The following is a 20,764-nucleotide window of genomic DNA, read 5'->3' as shown; positions in this document are numbered from 1 at the left end:
AAATATGACCCTCGAACAACGATTCTTAAAATACGTCGCTTTCGACACGCAGAGCGACCCGAAAAGCGAAACCTATCCGTCGACGGCCAAACAACTGGCCCTGCTGAACCACTTGCTCGAAGAGATGACGACCCTCGGACTGCACGATGTCGAGATCGATCCGAACGGCTATGTCACCGGTACGATCCCGGCGACGCCGGGCTGCGAGTCGGCCCCGGTCGTCGGCTTCATTTCGCACGTCGATACCAGTCCCGATATGAAAGGGTCGGACATCCGCCCCGGCATTATCGAACGCTACGACGGCGGCGATATCGCGCTGAACGACAAACTCACGATGCGCGCCGCCGATTTCCCGGAACTGGCGTTCTACAAAGGGCACCGGCTGATTGTGACCGACGGCACGACACTGCTCGGCGCCGACGACAAAGCCGGCATCGCCGAAATCATGACCGCAGCCGAATACCTGACGACCCACCCCGAAGCGAAACACGGCACGATCCGGATCGGGTTCACGCCGGACGAAGAGATCGGCCGCGGAGTGGATTTCTTCGACGTAGAGCGGTTCGGGGCGAAATTCGCCTACACGATGGACGGCGGCTTCGAAGGCGAGATCGAATACGAAAACTTCAACGCGGCCGCCGCCGAAATCGCCGTGCAGGGACGCAACATCCATCCCGGATACGCCAAAGACAAAATGATCAACGCTTTGCAGGTAGCCTGCGAAATCAACGCGCTGCTGCCCGCCGCCCAGCGTCCGGAACACACCGAGGGCTACGAAGGTTTTTATCATCTGGTCGGATTGGAGGGAACGGTCGAACGGGCTTCGCTGGAATACATCATCCGCGACCATTCGCACAAAAAGTTCAAAGCGAAAAAACGCTATCTCGCCGACGCCGTGGCGCTGCTCGGCGAGAAATACGGGGAAGGCGTCATCCGCCTGACGCTGAAGGACCAGTACTACAACATGCGCGAAAAAATCGAACCGTATCCCGAAGTGATCGAAAAGGCGATGGAAGCGATGCGGCAGGCAGGCGTCGCGCCGATCGTGCGTCCGATCCGCGGCGGCACGGACGGGGCGAGGCTATCGTACATGGGCCTGCCGTGCCCGAACCTGTTTACCGGCGGCATGAATTTCCACGGCAAATTCGAGTACTGTTCGGTCGACACGATGCAACGAGCCGTGCAAACCATTATAAACCTGGCCCGTATCTGGTCCGAATCCTGACAGACGCGCAGCCTTTCGTTTGCAGAAACTAAAAAAAATTAAAAAAAATTTGCGGAAAACGCACCAACTTTACGGGAAATGCATATATTTGCCGCAGGAACATGAATGAAATGACAAACAACAGCGCATACGAACGTTTCGCAGCACTCCGGGCTTCCTGCCGGATGACGATGGGTATGTGCATGTCTTCCTGCTTACGCCGGATGTGATTCTGTTTGTCTGCCCCGCACCGATTCAAAACGACACAATCATAACGATCCGGCCTTCGAGCCGGATTTTTTTGTATCCCGAATTCACAAACCAATCAAAAAAATAAAACCATGAGCAAAAGAAATTATCACTTCGACACCCTGCAGGTTCACGCAGGACAGGCGCCCGACCCCACGACCGGTTCGCGCGCCGTTCCCATTTACCAGACCACGTCGTATGTCTTTTCGGACGCGCAGGAAGGCGCCGACCGGTTCGCTCTGAAGAAGTTCGGCAACATCTACACGCGACTGACCAATCCGACGACGGCCGTATTCGAAGACCGCATTGCGGCGCTCGAAGGCGGCACGGCGGCCGTAGCGACCGCATCGGGCCTGTCGGCGCAATTTTTGGCCATCAGCAACCTCGCCGAAGCCGGCGACAACATCGTCAGCACCTCGTACATCTACGGCGGCACGCACAATCAGTTCAAAGTCGCCCTGCGCCGTTTCGGTATCGAGGTACGGTTCGCCGACGGCGACGACGTACGGAGCATCGCTTCGCTGATCGATCCGAGAACGAAGGCGATCTATCTGGAAACCATCGGCAACCCGGAGTTCAACGTGCCCGACTTCGAACCGATCGTCGAACTGGCGCGTAAGCACGACATCGCCGTAATCACCGACAACACGTTCGGGGCCGGCGGTTACTTGTTCCGCCCGATCGAATGGGGCGTCAACGTCGTGACGCATTCGGCGACCAAATGGATCGGCGGACACGGCACCAGCCTCGGCGGCGTAGTGGTCGACGGCGGCAACTTCGACTGGGGCAACGGCAAATACCCGGCCTTCAGCGAACCGACCGAAAGCTACAACGGGCTGAAAATATGGGAGGTATTCGGCAGCGACGGTCCCTTCGGCAACATCGCGTTCGCAATCCGCACGCGTGCCGAAGGACTGCGCGATCTGGGACCGTGCCTGAGCCCGTTCAATGCCTTTCAACTGCTGCAAGGCCTCGAAACGCTGTCGCTGCGAGTACAACGCAGCGTCGACAACACGCTGGAAATCGCGCAATGGCTCGAAAAACACCCGAAGGTCGAAAGCGTCAATTATCCCGGCCTCAAAAACAGTCCGCACCACGCGCTGGCAAAAAAATACCTGCGCCACGGCTTCGGCGGCGTACTGTCGTTCCGCGTCAAAGGCAACGCCGAACAGACGGCTCAGGTCATCAACCACCTGGAATTGATCAGCCACCTGGCCAACGTCGGCGACACGAAGTCGCTGATCATCCACCCGACATCGACGACGCATGCCCAGCTCAGCGAAGCCGAACAGCGCAAAGCCGGCGTCTTCCCGAACCTGCTGCGGCTATCGCTCGGCATCGAGGCGGTCGAAGACCTCAAAACCGACCTGGACGAAGCGTTACGGACCCTATAACCGCCTCCGGTTTCGGAAACCGATGTTCGAAAGGCCGTTCCCGGTTCGGGGACGGCCTTTCGCTTCTATCCGATATTCAACGCCGGAACCGACGATTCCGCACAGGCAATTTTACCCGACTCCGGCGTAAAACGGAAAACCCGCGAAATCCTTTCGTCCCCCACCGAACGGAATCCGACGGAAACCGTCTCGTAATCTGCCGTTTTTTCTAAAATAGTTCGTACCTTTGGGATACCAAACCGATCCGGAATATGACCCCTGCTTTAGTCCTCGTTACCGTCGCGGCTTATTTTACCGTGCTGTTCGCAGTCGCCTACGTGACCGGACGGAAGGCCGATAACCAGGGATTTTTCGTCGGCAACCGGAAATCGCCGTGGTTCGTGGTCGCTTTCGCGATGATCGGATCGAGCATTTCGGGGGTTACGTTCATCTCGGTGCCGGGTTGGGTGGCGACCAGCCACTTTTCGTATATGCAGATGGTGCTCGGGTTTCTGACCGGGCAGTTGATCATCGCGTTCGTGCTGATCCCGCTGTTTTACCGGATGCGGCTCGTATCGATCTACGAATACCTCGAAAACCGCTTCGGAGCCTCCTCCTACAAAACCGGGGCATGGTTCTTCTTCATCTCGAAAATGCTCGGGGCGGCCGTGCGGATTTTCCTGGTCTGTATCGTCATGCAACTACTGGTTTTCGAACCGCTCGGCATCGGATTCGTCTGGAACGTCGCCGCCACGATGGCGCTCGTATGGCTCTACACGTTCCGCGGCGGCGTCAAATCGCTGATTTGGACCGATTCGCTCAAAACGTTCTGCCTCGTAGTAAGCGTCGTACTGTGTATCTGTTACATCGCGTCCGACCTGCAGCTCGGCTTCGGGCAGATGGTGCGGACGATCGCCGTCCACGACTATTCGCAGGTCTTCTTTTTCGACGATATAAACGACAAACGCTACTTTTTCAAGCAGTTCCTTGCGGGCGTTTTCACGGTGATCGCGATGAGCGGCCTCGACCAGGACATGATGCAGCGCAACCTGAGCTGCAAGAATTTCCGGGATTCGCAGAAAAACATCGTAACCAGCGGCATCCTGCAGCTGTTCGTGATCCTGCTGTTCCTGATGCTCGGAGTGTTGCTCTACACGTTCGCCGAACGCAACGGCCTGCAGGTTCCGCAGAAAAGCGACGAATTGTTCCCGATGATCGCGACGCAGGGTTACTTCCCGGTGATCGTCGGTATTCTGTTCGTGCTCGGACTGATTTCGGCAGCCTATTCGGCGGCGGGGTCGGCGCTAACCTCGCTGACGACCTCGTTCACGGTCGATATTCTCGGAAGCACGAAAAAACACGACGAAACCCGGACGGCCCGCATCCGCAAGCGGGTGCACGTCGGCATGGCCGTCACGATGGGCGTCGTAATCCTGATCTTCAACGTGCTGAACAACACGAGCGTCATCGACGCCGTCTACGTGCTGGCCAGCTACACTTACGGTCCGATCCTCGGCATGTTCGCGTTCGGCATTTTCACCAAACGCCCGGTTCGGGACCGTTGGGTTCCGCTCGTCGCGCTGCTGTCTCCGGTGCTCTGTTTCGTACTGGACAGTCACTCGGAAACCTGGTTCAACGGTTATTCGTTCAGTTACGAACTTTTGATATTCAACGCATTATTTACATTTGCAGGCCTTTGCCTGCTAATCAGAAAAAAATGAAAATCATAAAAAAAACGCACGCAGTCCGTCTTGCGTTCCTGTTGTCGGGGTTCTTCGCGGCAACTCTGCCGCTGCAAGCCCAGCCGCTCCCGCAGGATGTCCGCGACCGGATCGGGGACCTGCTCACCGAAACGGCCCGCACGACGATCCGCTCGGGCCGGATTACGATCGACTCGGTGGCCGCAGACAAAAAAACGCTGGAACTCTATGCCGGCGAGAACTGCGCCTACATCCCGTTCCGCGAAGACAACGTCCGGAGAATTTACGACGGTATCCGAGAATTGCTGCCGGCCGGGTTCAAACGCAAGGAGATCGTCCTGTTCTCCGACGGAAAACGGATTGAGGAACTGATCCCCGCCCCGTTGCGCAGCAAAGCCGACCGCAGCCGAAAACGCTTCGTCACGAAATCGCCCGAGCCGCTGGTCACGCGGGCGAATCGGCCCTACCGGCCGACCGCCGGACTCGACGGACGCCACATCGCCCTGTGGCAAAGTCACGGATACTATTTCGAACCGAAACTGAACCGCTGGGAGTGGCAGCGGGCACGTATTTTCGAGATCGTCGAAGACCTCTACACGCAGAGCTACGTGCTGCCCTACCTGGTTCCGATGCTGGAAAACGCCGGGGCCTACGTCCTGATGCCGCGCGAACGCGACGTACAGACCGAAGAGGCGATCGCAGACAACGACCCGGCGATAGCGGGCGCGTCGCGTTACGAAGAGCGAAACGGGACGAAACCCTGGACGACCGGCGAGGAGCCCGGCTTCGCCTACAAACAATCCAGCTACAAGGACGCCGAGAACCCGTTCCGCGACGGAACGTTCCGGCAGGCCGTGACCGTAGGTCATCCGGACGACGTCAGCACGGCACGTTGGACGCCCGACATTCCGAAAGGCGGCCGGTATGCCGTTTACGTCTCCTATAAAACATTGCCGAACAGCACGGACGATGCGGTCTACACGGTTCGCCACAAAGGTGGAACGACCCGTTTCCGCGTTAACCAAACGATGGGCGGCGGCACATGGATCTACCTCGGGCACTTCGATTTCGATGCGGGATGTTCCGAATCGGGCTGCGTTACGCTGAGCAATTTGTCGCATAAGACAGGTCGGATCGTCACGGCCGACGCCGTCAAAATCGGCGGCGGACAGGGCAACATCGCCCGGATCATGCCGGCCGAACAACGCAATCCGGAAATCGACTACGCATACGAGACCAGCGGCTATCCCCGTTTCACCGAAGGTGCGCGCTACTGGCTGCAATGGGCGGGATTTCCGGATTCGGTCTATTCGGCCACGGGGCATACGAACGACTACCGCGACGACTACCTGTGCCGCGGCCTGTGGGTGAACTACCTGATTGGCGGGACGAAGAACGCCCCCGACCGCGAAGGGCTGCACATTCCGGTCGACCTATCGCTGGCATTCCATTCCGACGCCGGAACGACGATGAACGACTCGATCATCGGCACGTTGGGCATCTATTATACGCACAAAGACGACGGACTCTACCCGAACGGCGCCTCCCGCGACCTGTCGCGCGACCTGACCGACCTGGTGCAATCGCAGATCGTATCGGATATACAGGCGTTGTACGAACCCGAATGGTCGCGTCGCGGCATGTGGGACAAAGCCTATTTCGAAGCGCACGTCCCGGAAGTGCCGGCCATGCTGCTCGAACTGCTGTCGCACCAGAATTTCGCCGACATGCGTTACGGCCTCGACCCGCGTTTCCGCTTTACGGTCAGCCGGGCGATTTATAAAGGCATCCTGCGGTTCCTGGCATTCCAGTACAAGCAGGATTGCGTCATACAACCGCTGCCGGTCGACCATTTCCGGATCGCATTCGCGGGGCGGGACAGCGTCGAACTGAACTGGCAGCCGGTCGCCGACCCGCTGGAACCGACCGCCCAGGCAGGACGATACGTGCTCTACACCCGGATCGGCGACGGCGGCTTCGACAACGGGGTGCCGGTCGCGGAAAACCGTATCAGGCTGTACCAGCAGCCCGGCAAAATATACAGTTACAAAGTGACGGCGCTGAACCGGGGCGGCGAAAGTTTCCCATCCGAGATCCTTTCGGCCTGCCGAGTTCCCGACGAGAAAGGGACGGTGCTGGTCATCAACGGATTCGACCGGATCAGCGCGCCGTACAGTTTCGTATGCGACTCGCTGGCCGGTTTTTACGATGAAATCGACCACGGCGTGCCGGATGGGCAGGACATCAGCTTTATCGGCAGCCAGTACGAATTCCGTCGTCCGGCGCCGTATGCCGACGACGATGCCGCCGGTTTCGGGGCCAGTCGCGCGGATTACGAGAAAGAGGTCATCGCCGGCAATACGTTCGATTATCCGGCCCTGCACGGCCGCTCGATCGTCAGCGCCGGATATTCGTTCGTGTCGTGCAGCAACGAATCGGTCATTGACGACGAGGTGAACCTCGGGGACTACCGAGCGGTCGATCTGATCCTCGGCAAGCAGCGCGAAACCGTCCTGGCGCGCGGAGCCTGTCCGCCGGAATTCCGGGCTTTCCCGCCCGAACTGCAACTGGCCCTCGCGGACTACTGCAACGGCGGGGGCAACCTGCTGGTCAGCGGCGCTTACGTGGGTTCCGACCTGTGGGAAAGCGACACGACCGGGGCATCGAAGGAATTCGCCGCCAACACGTTGAAATTCAAATTGCGTACCGGACGGGCGGCCGTTCGCGGCAGTGTCCGGAGCGTCGCCTCGCCGTACAAAACGCTGAAAGGAGATTACGACTACAACCACGAACTCAACGGCGATTGTTACGTCGTCGAATCGCCCGACGCTATCGAACCGGCTGCCGACGGCGCCTTCACGGTATTCCGTTATACGGAAAACAACCTCAGCGCGGGAGTGGCTTATAAAGGCGCCTACAAGGTCTGCACGCTCGGATTCCCGTTCGAGACCGTCCTTACGGACGAACGGCGCGACAGCCTGATGCGCGGGATTCTGGAATTTTTCGAACAACCATAACCCTTCGGACGAATGAACGCCGCTGAAAACAAACGCCTGCTGGCCCTCGATATCCTGCGCGGGATCACGATCGCAGGGATGATCCTGGTCAACAACCCGGGCAGTTGGAGCGCGATCTACGCCCCGCTGGAACACGCCTCGTGGAACGGACTGACGCCGACCGACCTGGTCTTTCCGTTTTTCATGTTCATCATGGGGGCATCGACCTACTTGTCGCTGAAAAAATTCGATTTCCGGTGCAGCCGCGCCACGGTCCGGAAAATCTTGCGGCGAGTACTGGTGATCTTCCTGATAGGCGTCGGGATCGGGTGGTTCTCAAGATTCTGCGGCACGTTCAACGCGCTGTCGGACGAAGGAGTTCCGTTTTGGGAACGGATCGGACGTTCGTGCTGGACGTTCGACCGGATGCGGATCCTCGGCGTGATGCAACGCCTGGCGCTGAGTTACGGCGCGGCGGCGCTGATCGCCGTAACGGTTCGCCACCGGCGCATCCCGTGGATCGCCGCGGGACTGCTCGCCGGTTATTTCGCGATCCTGCTATCGGGACACGGATTCGAAATTTCCGAACAAAACGTCGTCGGCATCGTCGACCGAGCAATACTCGGCCCGGCGCACATGTACCGTCAGGGCGATCTCGCCTTCGACCCGGAAGGATTGCTGAGTACGATCCCGTCGATCGCCCACGTGCTGATCGGATTCTGCTGCGGAGGACTGCTCGTCGGCGCACGGAACCTGACGGATAAAATCCAAAACCTGTTCCTCGTCGGATCGGCGCTGATGCTGTGCGGCTGGCTGCTGAGCTACGGCTGTCCGATCAACAAGAAAATCTGGTCGCCCACGTTCGTACTGGTCACCTGCGGCATGGCCTCGTCGCTGCTGGCGCTGTTGATCTGGACGATCGATGTCAAAGGTTACAGGCGCTGGAGCCGTTTTTTCGAATCGTTCGGCATCAATCCGCTGTTTCTGTACGTCTCGGCGGCCGTGCTCTCGATCCTGCTGAACAACATTCGCCTGCCGCACGGAAACGGCCTGCTGAGCCTGCACGGGTTCGCCTACTCGCTGTGCCTGAAACCCGCGCTGGGCGACTACTTCGGTTCGCTGGTCTACGCGCTGCTGTTCGTCGCGCTGAACTGGGGAATCGGTTATACGTTGTATAAACGGAAAATTTACATCAAAATATGATACTGCTTGCAGACAGCGGCTCGACCAAAACGGACTGGTGCGTGGCCGACGGCGCCGCGGAAATATGCCGGATCGCCACCCACGGAACCAACCCGTTTTTCCAGAGCGCCGACGAAATCGCCCGGGAAGTGGACGGCGGCCTGCTCCCGCAGCTTGGAAATCGTCCGATCGAACAGATCCGCTTTTACGGAGCCGGCTGCGCTTTCCCCGATAAGATCGCCGTGATCCGCGACGTCCTGGCCGCCCGTTTCACGGCGGCGGACATCGAAGTGGGCAGCGACATGCTGGCAGCCGCCCGCGCGCTGTGCGGCCGCAACGCCGGCATCGCCTGTATCCTCGGAACCGGCTCGAACTCCTGCCTGTACGACGGAACCGAAATTACGGCCAACGTCTCGCCGCTCGGATTCATCCTCGGCGACGAAGGCAGCGGGGCCGTTCTCGGCCGGACGCTGGTCGGCGATTGCCTGAAAAACCAGCTCCCGACAGGACTCAGAGAGAAATTTCTCTCGCGTTTCGGCTTGACGCCGGCCGATATTCTCGAACGGATTTACAAAAAACCGTTCCCGAACCGTTTCCTCGCCGGCCTGTCGCCGTTTCTCGCGGAAAACCTCGACGTACCGGAAATCCGGACGCTGGTCAAAAACGGTTTCGCGAGCTTCCTGCGCCGGAACGTACTGCAATACCCCGACTGCCGCGAGCTTCCCGTGCATTTCACCGGATCGGTCGCCTATTATTATAAGGAGATCTTGGAAGAGACCGCCGTCGAATCCGGTCTGCGGATCGGGTCGATCGTCCGCACGCCGATGAAAGGACTCGTCCGTTACCATGCGAATCAATAACGATAACATATGACTTTCGTAAAAATTACCGAACAGGCGTCGCTGCACGACAACCTGGAACAAAAATCCGTCCGCGAGCTGCTGGAAGAGATCAACGAAGAAGACCGGAAAGTCCCGGAAGCGGTCGGCAAGGCGATCCCGCAGATCGAAAAACTGGTAACCGCCATCGTCGAGCGGATGCAGAAAGGAGGCCGCATCTTTTACCTGGGAGCCGGCACAAGCGGCCGGCTCGGCGTGCTGGACGCCTCGGAGATCCCGCCGACCTTCGGGATGCCGCCGACGCTGGTCGTCGGCCTGATCGCCGGCGGCGACACGGCGTTGCGGAATCCGGTGGAACACGCCGAAGACGATCCGCAGCGGGGCTGGCAAGAACTGTTGGAACGGAATATCTCGCCGCTCGACACGGTGATCGGCATCGCGGCATCGGGCACGACCCCGTACGTGATCGGGGCACTGCACCGCGCCCGCGAACACGGCATCCTGACCGCCTGTATCTGTAGCAACCCGGACTCCCCGCTGGCCGCCGAAGCCGATATTCCGATCGAAATGATCGTCGGGCCGGAACTGGTCACCGGCAGTTCGCGGATGAAATCGGGAACCGGGCAGAAGCTGATCTGCAACATGATTACGACCGCCACGATGATCAAGCTGGGCCGCGTCAAAGGCAACCGGATGGTCAACATGCAACTGACCAACGACAAACTGGTAGACCGCGGAACGCGGATGGTCGCCGACGAACTGGGGCTCGGTTACGAACAGGCCAAACGCCTGCTGCTGCTGCACGGATCGGCCCGCAAAGCGATCGACGCCTACCGCGAATCGCAAAGCTGACCCGCCGGCAAAACACCCCGACAACCACGATCCCGGAAATCCGAAAATGTTGCGGACTTTCGGGATCGTCGCTTTCGGCCAAGTTGGTATTCGGCCCGTTTTTTCGTACCTTTGCAGTTTACGAACAAACGAACAGACAAAGCCTATGAATCATAAACCATTGATATTTATCACCAACGACGACGGAGTCCGCGCCAAAGGACTCCAAAAGCTGATCGAAACGGTCCGACCGCTGGGCCGGATCGTAGCGGTGGCCCCGGAAGAGGGGCAAAGCGGCATGTCGCACGCCATCACGATGACGCGCCCGCTGTACCTGAAAAAGGTGACCGAGCAGGAAGGCTTGACCATATACGGTTGCAACGGCACTCCGGTCGATTGCGTGAAGATCGCTTTCGACTACCTGCTGCAAAACGGCGAAACTCCGGATCTGGTGCTGTCAGGCATCAACCACGGCGCCAACTCGGCCGTTAACGTCCTCTATTCCGGAACGATGGGAGCCGCCATCGAAGGCAGTTTCTACAACATTCCGTCGATCGGCTTCTCGCTGCTCGACCACGACGAGGACGCCGACTTCGGCACCGTGCAGCAGTACATCCTGCCGATCGTGCGAAAAGCCATGACCGAAAACCTCGGACGCCCGTTGTGCCTGAACGTCAACGTACCGAACCTGCCGGCCGAACAAATCCGCGGGATCATGCCCTGCCGCCAGAACCGGGGCTATTGGCGGGAAGTGTTCGAACGCCGCCAGGATCCGCGCGGACACGACTATTACTGGCTCTGCGGTTATTTCGAAAATACCGAGCCCGAAGCGACCGACACGGACGAATGGGCGCTCAAAAACGGGTACGTATCGGTCGTTCCGATCCAGGTGGATCTGACCAATTACGAACAACTGGGGCAGTTAAAAGAGCTGAAATTCGAGTAAAAACAGCTTCCTTACCGCCGTTTCGACCCGTTTTCGGATATCGAGACCCGGTTAAAAACCCGACTAAATTGACCGATCGGGTAAAAAACTTTCAAAAACTGGAAAACTATTTTTGTTTTTCCAGTTTTCTTATTTACATTTGCGACCTGTACAATGCGGTAAAATCGGATTGTGAAAAAATGCCGTAAAAATGGTCGAATCCACATAAAACCGGCATCATACGGGCAATTTATCCGGTGAAAACACGTTAAGAAAAACGAAATAACGTATTATCCGGAGTAAAAAGACTTTACCGAATGCACGGATTAGATTATCGAACGAATATTTGTACTTTTGTCTGTCGGATTTTCGTCGGCAATTCATCCGTTCGTTCGACGCAGGCAAGAAAACATGGTGAAAAATATGGATAGCGGAAAAAACGAAAAAACATGAGCAGAACACGGAACGGGTCGCACCTCATGCAGGCGCACGACAATGGGGAATGCGGTTCCCCCGCACACTACGACATTCGAAAAATAACAAACAAATAGTTAAAGAATATGAAAATTCGAAAATCAATGCTTATTCAGTCTCAACGGTTTTTCTTATTAACCGCATTGGGCGCGACTTTCTTTTCGTGCGGCACGAAACAGCAGGCCGGAATGATGGGCGGCGTACCGGAATACGCCACCATAACGCTCGAGCCGACTTCGATCGAACTGAACAATACCTACCCGGCAGCCGCTATCCGCGGACGCCAGGATATCGAAATCCGCCCGAACGTCAGCGGATTCATCACCAAACTGTGCGTAGACGAAGGCGCGACCGTTAAAAAAGGCCAAACGCTGTTCATCATCGACCCGGTACAATTCGAGGAGGCCGTCAAAGTGGCCGAAGCAAACGTAAACGTAGCCAAGGCAGCCGTAGCGACGGCCCAGTTGACCGCCGACAACAAACGCGAACTGGCCCGCAAAAATATCATCAGCGAGTACGACCTGCAAATGGCCGAAAATACCCTCGCATCGCAGAAAGCGGCCCTCGCACAAGCCGAAGCGCAATTGACCAACGCGAAGAATAACCTCTCTTATACGCAGGTGACCAGCCCGTCAAACGGAGTGGTCGGCGAAATTCCGTACCGTGTCGGAAGTCTCGTAAGTCCGAGCATGGCCACCCCGCTGACCACCGTAGCGGACAATTCGGAAATGTACGTCTACTTCTCGCTGAACGAAAAAGAACTGCTGAAGATGACGACCGACGGATCGCTGAAGAAGATGCCGGAAGTGCAACTGCAGCTCGTCGACGGCTCGATCTACCCGGAAAAGGGCACCGTCGAAACGCTGAGCGGCGTGATCGACCAGACCGCCGGCGGAGCCCGCGTACGCGCCACATTCAAAAATCCGAACCAGGTATTGCGCAGCGGCGGATCGGGCAACATCCTGATTCCGGAAAAACTCGATTCGACGATCGTGATTCCGCAGAGCGCAACGGTCGAAGCCCAGGATAAGATCTTCGCATTCGTCGTAACGGACAGTTCGACGGTAAACCAGACGATGATTCAGGTATTGCCGATCAATAACGGCCAGCAGTATGTCGTAACCGGAGGTCTGAACCCCGGCGACCGGATCGTCGTAGAGGGCGTAGGCTTTATCAAGAACGGTATGCCGATCAAACCGATCACCCCGGAAGAGGCAGCCGCCAAAATGCAACAGGCGACTCAACAGGCAGCCGCTGCCGCAGCAGCCAAAGGTGCAGCAAAATAAACGCCCGGGGGGAATGAATTTCGCATAAAAAAGCAGAATTATGAAATTAGACAGATTTATAAAACGCCCGGTACTATCCACGGTGATCTCGATTCTTATCGTGATATTGGGTGTGCTGGGATTGGTTTCGCTGCCGGTAACTCAATATCCGGATATCGCGCCGCCGACCGTGCACGTCAGCACGTCGTACACCGGCGCCAACGCCCAAACCGTACTGAACAGTGTGATCGCACCGCTCGAGGAGCAGATCAACGGCGTGGAGAACATGATGTACATGACCTCCACCGCTACCAATACCGGCGATGCGAGCATCGACGTATATTTCAAACAGGGAACCGACCCCGACATGGCCGCGGTGAACGTGCAGAACCGCGTCGCCAAAGCCCAGGGTCTGCTGCCGTCCGAAGTTACGCAGGTCGGCGTGATCACCAGCAAGCGGCAGACCAGTATGCTGCTGGTCGGCACGGTTTTCAGTCCGAACGACGAATACGACCAGAACTTTCTGAAAAACTATGCTCAGATCAACCTGGTTCCCCAGATTCAGCGCGTACCCGGCGTGGGCGACGTGATGATGATGGGCGCCGATTATTCAATGCGTATCTGGCTGAAACCGGATGTGATGGCGCAGTACATGCTGATGCCGACGGACGTTATCAGCGCACTCGCCGAACAGAACATCGAGGCCGCGCCCGGACAGTTCGGCGAAAGCGGCGACCAGTCTTTCCAATATATCATGCGGTACAAGGGACGCCTGGCTACGCCCGAAGAGTTCGAAGATATCGTAATCCGGGCGACCCCGGACGGCAAGGTACTGAGACTCGGCGAAATCGCCCGTGTCGAACTGGGCGGACTTTCGTATGCATTCTCGACCCGTTCGAATGCCCATCCGGGTACCTCGTTCATCATTTACCAGACCGCAGGCTCGAATGCTACGCAGATTATCAACGACGTTAAAAAAATCCTCGAGCAGTCCGCCAAGGATTTCCCTCCGGGAGTGGACTACGAAATCATGATGGATACGAACGATTTCCTGTTCGCCTCCATCAATGAAGTGCTCAAAACGCTGATCGAAGCATTTATTCTGGTGTTCCTCGTGGTGTTCATCTTCCTGCAGGACTTCCGCTCGACGCTGATCCCGGCGATCGCGATCCCGGTAGCTTTGATCGGTACGTTCTTCGTCCTGTACCTGATCGGATTCAGCGTGAACCTGTTGACGCTTTGCGCCCTCGTGCTGGCGATCGCCATCGTGGTCGATGATGCCATCGTGGTCGTCGAGGCGGTACATGCCAAACTGGATCAGGGTTATAAATCGCCGTTGAAAGCGTCTATCGACGCGATGAGCGAAATTTCGGGAGCTATCGTGTCGATCACCCTCGTGATGATGGCCGTGTTCATTCCGGTAAGCTTCATCACCGGTACGTCGGGTACGTTCTACCGCCAGTTCGGTCTGACGATGGCCATCGCCATCGGCCTGTCCGCCATCAACGCGCTGACGCTGAGTCCTGCGCTGTGCGCCATGTTCCTGAAACCGCACCAGAAAGAGGAAGAGGGACAGAAAAAACTGAGCCCGATCAAACGGTTCCATAAAGCCTTCAACGTCGCTTACGACGTCACGCTGACCAAGTACAAAAAAGGCGTCAACCTGTTCATCAAACGGAAATGGCTCGCCTTCGGCCTGGTCATCGCTTCGGTGGTCGTTCTGCTCGGCCTGATGAAAATCACTCCGACGGGTATGGTGCCGAACGAAGATACCGGTACTTTCTTCGTCGCCGTGAGTATGCCGCCGGCAACTTCGCTGGAAAAGACACAAGCCGCCATGGCTCGGATAGACAGTCTGCTCGCAGCCACCCCGGGTCTGAAAAGCCGTACCGAAATCGCCGGATACAGTTTCATGGCCGGACAGGGTAGCGCCTACGGTACGTTTATCTGTAAACTCAAGCCGTGGGAAGAACGTACCAAGGAACAGAACGTCGATGCGATCATGGGTATGCTGACCATGCAGACGCGCAACCTGATCAAAGACGCCCAGGTATTTATCTTCGCTCCGCCGATGATCTCGGGTTACAGCGCCTCGAACGGTTTCGAAGTGAACCTGCAGGACAAAACGGGCGGCGACATCAACACGTTCTTCAACATCTCGCAGCAGTTCATCGGCAAGCTGAACCAACGTCCGGAGATCGCAATGGCCTACAGCGCGTTCAACCCGTTCTACCCGCAGTATATGGTCGATATCGACGTAGCCAAATGTAAACAGGCCGGCCTGAGTCCGCAAACGCTGCTCGCCGCCCTGCAAGGCTATTACGGTAGTATCTACGCGTCGAACTTCAACCGTTTCGGCCGCCTGTACCGCGTAATGATCCAGTCCGACGCCGAACTGCGCGTCAATCCGGAAACGCTGAACAGCATCAAGGTGCGCAACGGCAACGAAATGGCGCCGATCACCCAGTTCATTACGCTCAAACGGGTGTACGGCCCGGACAACATCTCGCGTTTCAACATGTTTACCTCGATCAAGGTGAACGGAAACCCGAAACCCGGATACAGTTCGGGACAGGCTATTCAGGCCATCCAGGAAGTCGCCAACGAAACGCTGCCTTCCGGTTACGGATTCGAGTATTCCGGTATGACGCGCGAGGAACAGCAGAGCAGCGGAAGCACCACGGCCATTATCTTTATCCTGTGTCTGGTCTTCGTCTACCTGCTGCTGAGCGCCCAGTACGAAAGTTACATCCTTCCGCTGGTCGTAATCCTTTCGATCCCGGCCGGTCTGATGGGTAGCTTCATCTTCGCGCAATTCATGGGCGTCGAGAACAACATCTACATGCAGATCGCCCTGATCATGCTGATCGGTCTGTTGGCCAAGAACGCCATCCTGATTACCGAGTTCGCCCTCGAACGACGCCAATCCGGTATGAGCATCGTCTCGGCAGCCGTACTCGGAGCGTCGGCCCGTTTGCGCCCGATCCTGATGACCTCGCTGGCCATGGTGATCGGCCTGTTGCCGCTGATGTTCGCCAGCGGCGTAGGAGCCAACGGCAACAGCACGCTGGGAACCGGCGCCATCGGCGGTATGTTGATCGGTATGATCTGCCAGATCTTCGTCGTACCGGCGCTGTTCGTCGCCTTCCAGCATCTGCAGGAACGGTTCAAGCCGCTGCACTGGGACGATACCGACAACACCGAAATCGAAGCAGAAATCGAACAATACACGAAATAACGGAGATGAAAAAACAACAGTTCATATATATCGTATGCCTTGCAGCGCTGGTAAGCGGCTGCAACATATACAAGCCTTACAGCCGGCCCGAAATGGACACGAAAGGGTTGTACCGCGATCCCGTCTCGGCAACCGACACGCTGGTTTCGGATACGACCAACATGGGCGACCTGCCGTGGCGCGAAGTATTCACCGATCCGCAGCTCCAGTCCCTGATCCAATTGGGGCTGGAACAGAACACCGACCTGCAGACGGCCATCCTGAAAGTTCAGGAGGCCGAAGCGGGCCTGATGTCGGCGCGCCTGGCCTACACGCCTTCGCTGAACCTGGCCCCCCAGGGCGGCCTGAGCTGGTATGAAAATCACAGGCGGACGTGGACATGGAGCGCCCCGATCGCCGCCAGCTGGGAAATCGACATTTTCGGCAAACTGCTGAACGCCAAACGGGGAGCGAAAGCCGCCGTCCTGCAGAGCCAAGCCTACAAGCAAGCCGTCCAAACCCAAGTGATCGCCGCCGTAGCGAACTACTACTACACGCTGCTGATGCTCGACGAACAGCTCGCCATCACCGAAAATACTTCGGTACTGTGGAAGAAGACCGTCGAGACGATGCGGGCGATGAAAGAGGCCGGCATGGTGAACGAAGCGGCCATCGTGCAGAGCGAAGCGAACAGCTACATGATCGAAGCGTCGATCCCGGAACTCAAACAGCAGATCCGCGAGATCGAGAACGCGCTGTCGCTGATCCTCAAAGAGGCTCCGCAGCAGATCGAACGGGGCAGCCTGAAATCGCAATCGTTCCCCGCGATGATGAACGCCGGCGTTCCGGTACAATTGTTGTCGAACCGTCCGGACGTCAAGGCGGCCGAGATGGCGTTCGCCGGCACGTTCTACAACACGAACGCCGCCCGGTCGGCTTTCTACCCGTCGCTGTCGATCTCGGGAAACTTCGGATGGACGAACCAACTGGGTAGCATGGTGGCGAACCCGGGCAAAATGATCGCATCGGCCCTCGGCTCGCTGACGCAGCCTCTCTTCAACAAAGGCGCCAATACGGCCCGGCTGCGGATCGCAAAGGCCCAGCAGCAGGAAGCGCTGCTGAGTTTCCAGCAGGCAATCCTGAATGCCGGCAGCGAGGTCAGCAACGCGCTGTGCCAGTACCAGTCGGCCGAAGACAAAATCGTTCAGCGGAAAAAACAGATCAATTCCCTGGAAAAATCGGTCGAATATACGCAGGAATTATTAACTTTAGGAACTTCCACCTACCTGGAAGTGCTTACGGCGCAGCAATCGCTCCTCAGCGCTCAGCTGTCGAACGTATCCGACCAGTTCGATCGCATACAGGCCATCGTCAACCTGTACAACGCATTGGGCGGAGGACGCAACGAATAACGATAAAAACACAGCGATATGATCAGTCCATTAGCTCATGTAGACCCCAGTGCGAAAATCGGGAAGAACGTGACCGTCTACCCGTTCGCATACATCGATAAGAATGTCGAAATCGGCGACAACTGTACGATCATGCCTTACGCCAGCGTGCTGGACGGCACCCGGATGGGAACCGGCAACACCGTTTACCAAAGCGCCATCCTGGGCGCCGCCCCGCAGGACTTCAAGTTCAAGGGGGAGGATACCATCCTGGTAATCGGCAACGACAACACGATCCGTGAAAAAGCGATCGTCAACCGGGCTACCTATCCGGACGGCGTCACTTCGATCGGCGACGGGAACTTCCTGCTCGAAGGCGTTCACGTAGCGCACGATACGAAGATCGGCAACAAATGCATTCTCGGGAACGGAGCCAAGACCGCCGGCGAATGCGTCATCGACGACAAGGCGATCCTCGGCAGCGGCGTTATCCTCAAGCACGGCTGCCACATCGGCAGTTGGACGCTACTCCGGGACGGATGCCGGGCCAACAAGGACGTACCGCCCTTCATCGTAGCCGCGCACAACCCGATCGTTTATTATGGAGTGAACGCCGTACTGTTGTCTAAAGTCGGCGAAATTCAGGAAAATATCATCGACGACATCGCAAAGGCTTACCGCCAGATCTACCAATCCGGAACCAGCCTCGAAAACGCGCTGATCCAAATCAAGGAGACCATCCCGATGAGTCCCGAGATACAGTACATCATCGACTTCATCGAGAAATCGGATAAAGGAATCATTGGAATCGCCCAGTTGTAGGCTTCCTCCGTCATTCATAAAAAAGGCCCCTTTCGAGGGGTCTTTTTTATATTGCATCATTACATACTGATAAACAACCGACTACACAGAAGTCGGAACTTTATCCCGGAAAGCCTTGCTGTTTTTTGAAATCTTTTTATTAATTTTAAACTGTCGTATTAGGCTTCCCGTTTAACTGAAAATCCGCAACAAAAAAGGATTTGCATCCTGAATAAACAACAATACTAAAAGCTGCTATTATGGAAAAGACAAAAAGTTACCTGGTCGAATGCGCCCTGCTGGCGATCGGCCTGATCGTAGCGGGATGGATGCTGCGGAGCGGCATCGTACATTTCAAGGACAGCGAACGCGTCGTTTCCGTCAAAGGACTTTCGGAAAAAGAGGTCAAAGCCGACCGGGTGATCTGGCCGCTGGCCTACAAAGAAGTCGGAGACAATCTGATGACACTTTACAATACGCTCGAAACGAGCAATGCGAAAATCGTCGATTTCCTGAAGTCGAACGGCATCACGGACGACGAAATTACGATCGCCCCGGCGGAAATCATCGACATGGACGCCGAACGCTACGGCCCGCAAAGCGTCAAATACCGTTACAACGTAACCAGCGTGTTGACCGTTACGACCGATAAGGTGGATCTGGTGGTCAAACTGATGTCGCGCCAGAGCGACCTACTGAAACAGGGCGTAGCCATCACCGGCGGGGATTACCGTTTCACAACGCAGTTCCTGTACACTTCCACTGCGTTGAACGAGATCAAACCGAAAATGATCGAAGAAGCGACCGAGAACGCCCGCATCGCCGGCGAAAAATTCGCGCACGATTCGAAAAGCAAACTGGGAAAGATCAAATTTGCCAACCAGGGACAGTTCTCGATCTCCGACCGGGACGCCAATACGCCCTATATAAAGACGGTGCGCGTCGTAACGTCCGTCGATTATTACCTGAAAGACTAATAACGGGATGCGGAGGAAAAATCCCTCCGCATCGTTTACGCAATACTTAACTTAATCTTCAAAAAATACCAAACTTATGAAAAGAAGGGATTTCCTGAAAACGTTCGCAGGAATGGCCGCCCTGACCATCGTTCCCCGTCACGTACTCGGCGGAACGCGATACACGGCTCCGAGCGATCAGCTCACCAAGGGCATCATCGGCGTCGGCGGGATGGGACGCGGTCATTACGGCTACGCCGGCACTCGCCTGGTAGCCATTTGCGACGTGGACAAAAATCATCTGGCGGCCGGCGAGCAACTGGCCAGCGATAAACTGGCCACCTATTCCGACTACAGGAAACTGATCGAAGATCCGAACGTCGATATCGTACACATCGCCACCCCGCCGCACTGGCACGGGATCATGTCGGTCGACGCCGCCCGCGCCGGCAAGGACATCTGGTGCGAGAAACCGATGACGCGGACGATCGGCGAAGGCAAACGGGTGATGGAAGCGGTCAAACAGCACGGCAATATTTTCCGCCTCAACACATGGTTCCGCTTCACCGACACGTTCTACGGCATGAACACGACCGTCGACAAGATCAAAAAACTGGTCGACAGCGGTATGCTCGGATGGCCGTTGAAAGTGACGATCAGCAAGCATACCGGCTTCAACTGGAAATTTTTCTGGGTCGGCAACGAAAAACTCGAAGAACAGAAAGTCCCCGCCGAACTCGACTACGACATGTGGCTCGGCCCGGCTCCTTATAAACCCTACAACGCGCACCGCGTACACGAAACCTTCCGCGGATACTGGGACTACGACGCCGGCGGACTGGGCGATATGGGACAGCACTACATCGACCCGGTGCAATACCTGCTCGGTAAGGACGAAACCAGCCCGATCTCGGTCGAGATCGACGCGCCGCAGCAGCATCCCGACGCGGTGGGTACGTGGCGTAAAATCGAATATACTTACGACGACGGCTGCAAAATCATCCTGTACGGCGAAGACAACGGCAGTCCGAGCGATCCTTACATCGAGGGCCCGAACGGAAAAGTATACCCCAATTTCCAGTGCGACATTCCGGACTGGGAACGCAAACTGGCCGAATTTCCCGACCCGATGCCGCAGCAGACCGATTTCCTGCATTGCGTCAAGAACCGTCAGAAATTCGCCCTGAACGAACAGAACGGGTTCCGCTCGGCGACTATCGTCAATATGGGCGGCGTGGCGCTGCGTCTGGGACGTTCGCTGAAATTCGATCCCGAAAAGCTGCTGTTCGTCGATGACGATGCGGCCAACCGGCTGATCGACCAACCGATGCGCGCCCCCTGGGCCATTTAACGTCTAACCC

At 56.9% G+C, this 20,764-nt stretch carries 14 protein-coding genes; all 14 read left to right on the top strand.

Features of this window, described 5'->3' with window-relative positions; translation table 11 throughout:
- Positions 1 to 4: 4 nt before the first annotated feature.
- The 14 genes from pepT (at position 5) to C1A08_RS06320 (ending at position 20,754) form a co-directional block, all read left to right on the top strand.
- Positions 5 to 1,225: a peptidase T gene (gene pepT, locus C1A08_RS06390; protein ID WP_055205734.1), complete on the top strand. Its 1,221-nt coding sequence runs from the start codon at positions 5 to 7 to the stop codon at positions 1,223 to 1,225.
- 320 nt (positions 1,226 to 1,545) lie between these two features.
- Complete coding sequence (locus C1A08_RS06380; protein WP_101572187.1) at positions 1,546 to 2,847, top strand: O-acetylhomoserine aminocarboxypropyltransferase/cysteine synthase family protein; 1,302 nt, start codon at positions 1,546 to 1,548, stop codon at positions 2,845 to 2,847.
- Between the two features lie 251 nt (positions 2,848 to 3,098).
- Positions 3,099 to 4,547, top strand: a complete 1,449-nt coding sequence (locus C1A08_RS06375; protein ID WP_101572184.1) for a sodium:solute symporter — start codon at positions 3,099 to 3,101, stop codon at positions 4,545 to 4,547.
- Entirely contained in the window at positions 4,544 to 7,543 is a 3,000-nt protein-coding gene (locus tag C1A08_RS06370) for a golvesin C-terminal-like domain-containing protein (protein ID WP_101572182.1), read from the top strand. The genes C1A08_RS06375 and C1A08_RS06370 overlap by 4 nt, the downstream gene beginning before the upstream one ends.
- Before the next feature lie 12 nt (positions 7,544 to 7,555).
- Complete coding sequence (locus tag C1A08_RS06365; protein ID WP_101572180.1) at positions 7,556 to 8,725, top strand: acyltransferase family protein; 1,170 nt, start codon at positions 7,556 to 7,558, stop codon at positions 8,723 to 8,725.
- On the top strand, positions 8,722 to 9,564 hold the full coding sequence (locus C1A08_RS06360; protein WP_101572178.1) for an ATPase: 843 nt from the start codon (positions 8,722 to 8,724) through the stop codon (positions 9,562 to 9,564). Before C1A08_RS06365 ends, C1A08_RS06360 begins: the two co-directional genes overlap by 4 nt.
- A gap of 9 nt (positions 9,565 to 9,573) precedes the next feature.
- Positions 9,574 to 10,395: an N-acetylmuramic acid 6-phosphate etherase gene (murQ, locus tag C1A08_RS06355; RefSeq protein ID WP_055205729.1), complete on the top strand. Its 822-nt coding sequence runs from the start codon at positions 9,574 to 9,576 to the stop codon at positions 10,393 to 10,395.
- A 145-nt stretch (positions 10,396 to 10,540) separates the two neighbouring features.
- The gene (gene surE / locus C1A08_RS06350; RefSeq protein ID WP_055205814.1) at positions 10,541 to 11,320 is read left to right on the top strand and encodes a 5'/3'-nucleotidase SurE; all 780 of its coding nucleotides are present in this window, start codon (positions 10,541 to 10,543) and stop codon (positions 11,318 to 11,320) included.
- A 539-nt stretch (positions 11,321 to 11,859) separates the two neighbouring features.
- Positions 11,860 to 13,059, top strand: coding sequence for an efflux RND transporter periplasmic adaptor subunit (locus tag C1A08_RS06345; protein WP_081032653.1), 1,200 nt, complete (start codon positions 11,860 to 11,862; stop codon positions 13,057 to 13,059).
- A 40-nt stretch (positions 13,060 to 13,099) separates the two neighbouring features.
- Complete coding sequence (locus C1A08_RS06340) at positions 13,100 to 16,276, top strand: efflux RND transporter permease subunit (protein WP_101572176.1); 3,177 nt, start codon at positions 13,100 to 13,102, stop codon at positions 16,274 to 16,276.
- A gap of 5 nt (positions 16,277 to 16,281) precedes the next feature.
- Positions 16,282 to 17,667, top strand: coding sequence for a TolC family protein (locus C1A08_RS06335; protein ID WP_101572174.1), 1,386 nt, complete (start codon positions 16,282 to 16,284; stop codon positions 17,665 to 17,667).
- A gap of 18 nt (positions 17,668 to 17,685) precedes the next feature.
- Complete coding sequence (gene lpxA / locus C1A08_RS06330; RefSeq protein WP_101572172.1) at positions 17,686 to 18,468, top strand: acyl-ACP--UDP-N-acetylglucosamine O-acyltransferase; 783 nt, start codon at positions 17,686 to 17,688, stop codon at positions 18,466 to 18,468.
- A 239-nt stretch (positions 18,469 to 18,707) separates the two neighbouring features.
- Positions 18,708 to 19,424 carry an SIMPL domain-containing protein gene (locus C1A08_RS06325; protein ID WP_055205724.1) on the top strand — a complete coding sequence of 239 codons (717 nt, stop codon included), beginning with the start codon at positions 18,708 to 18,710 and terminating at the stop codon, positions 19,422 to 19,424.
- Between the two features lie 76 nt (positions 19,425 to 19,500).
- Entirely contained in the window at positions 19,501 to 20,754 is a 1,254-nt protein-coding gene (locus tag C1A08_RS06320) for a Gfo/Idh/MocA family oxidoreductase (protein WP_055205723.1), read from the top strand.
- The last annotated feature ends 10 nt before the right edge of the window (positions 20,755 to 20,764 follow it).

The sequence above is a fragment of the Alistipes sp. cv1 genome (assembly GCF_900240235.1).
Lineage (GTDB): Bacteria > Bacteroidota > Bacteroidia > Bacteroidales > Rikenellaceae > Alistipes_A > Alistipes_A hominis.
Note: the sequence above shows the minus strand (reverse complement) of the source record. Positions and strands in the feature narration are given on the sequence as shown.

Coding starts and splice junctions, on each gene's coding strand:
- pepT (WP_055205734.1), top strand. CDS start 5: ATGACCCTCGAACAACGATTCTTAAAATACGTCGCTTTCGACACGCAG.
- C1A08_RS06380 (WP_101572187.1), top strand. CDS start 1,546: ATGAGCAAAAGAAATTATCACTTCGACACCCTGCAGGTTCACGCAGGA.
- C1A08_RS06375 (WP_101572184.1), top strand. CDS start 3,099: ATGACCCCTGCTTTAGTCCTCGTTACCGTCGCGGCTTATTTTACCGTG.
- C1A08_RS06370 (WP_101572182.1), top strand. CDS start 4,544: ATGAAAATCATAAAAAAAACGCACGCAGTCCGTCTTGCGTTCCTGTTG.
- C1A08_RS06365 (WP_101572180.1), top strand. CDS start 7,556: ATGAACGCCGCTGAAAACAAACGCCTGCTGGCCCTCGATATCCTGCGC.
- C1A08_RS06360 (WP_101572178.1), top strand. CDS start 8,722: ATGATACTGCTTGCAGACAGCGGCTCGACCAAAACGGACTGGTGCGTG.
- murQ (WP_055205729.1), top strand. CDS start 9,574: ATGACTTTCGTAAAAATTACCGAACAGGCGTCGCTGCACGACAACCTG.
- surE (WP_055205814.1), top strand. CDS start 10,541: ATGAATCATAAACCATTGATATTTATCACCAACGACGACGGAGTCCGC.
- C1A08_RS06345 (WP_081032653.1), top strand. CDS start 11,860: ATGAAAATTCGAAAATCAATGCTTATTCAGTCTCAACGGTTTTTCTTA.
- C1A08_RS06340 (WP_101572176.1), top strand. CDS start 13,100: ATGAAATTAGACAGATTTATAAAACGCCCGGTACTATCCACGGTGATC.
- C1A08_RS06335 (WP_101572174.1), top strand. CDS start 16,282: ATGAAAAAACAACAGTTCATATATATCGTATGCCTTGCAGCGCTGGTA.
- lpxA (WP_101572172.1), top strand. CDS start 17,686: ATGATCAGTCCATTAGCTCATGTAGACCCCAGTGCGAAAATCGGGAAG.
- C1A08_RS06325 (WP_055205724.1), top strand. CDS start 18,708: ATGGAAAAGACAAAAAGTTACCTGGTCGAATGCGCCCTGCTGGCGATC.
- C1A08_RS06320 (WP_055205723.1), top strand. CDS start 19,501: ATGAAAAGAAGGGATTTCCTGAAAACGTTCGCAGGAATGGCCGCCCTG.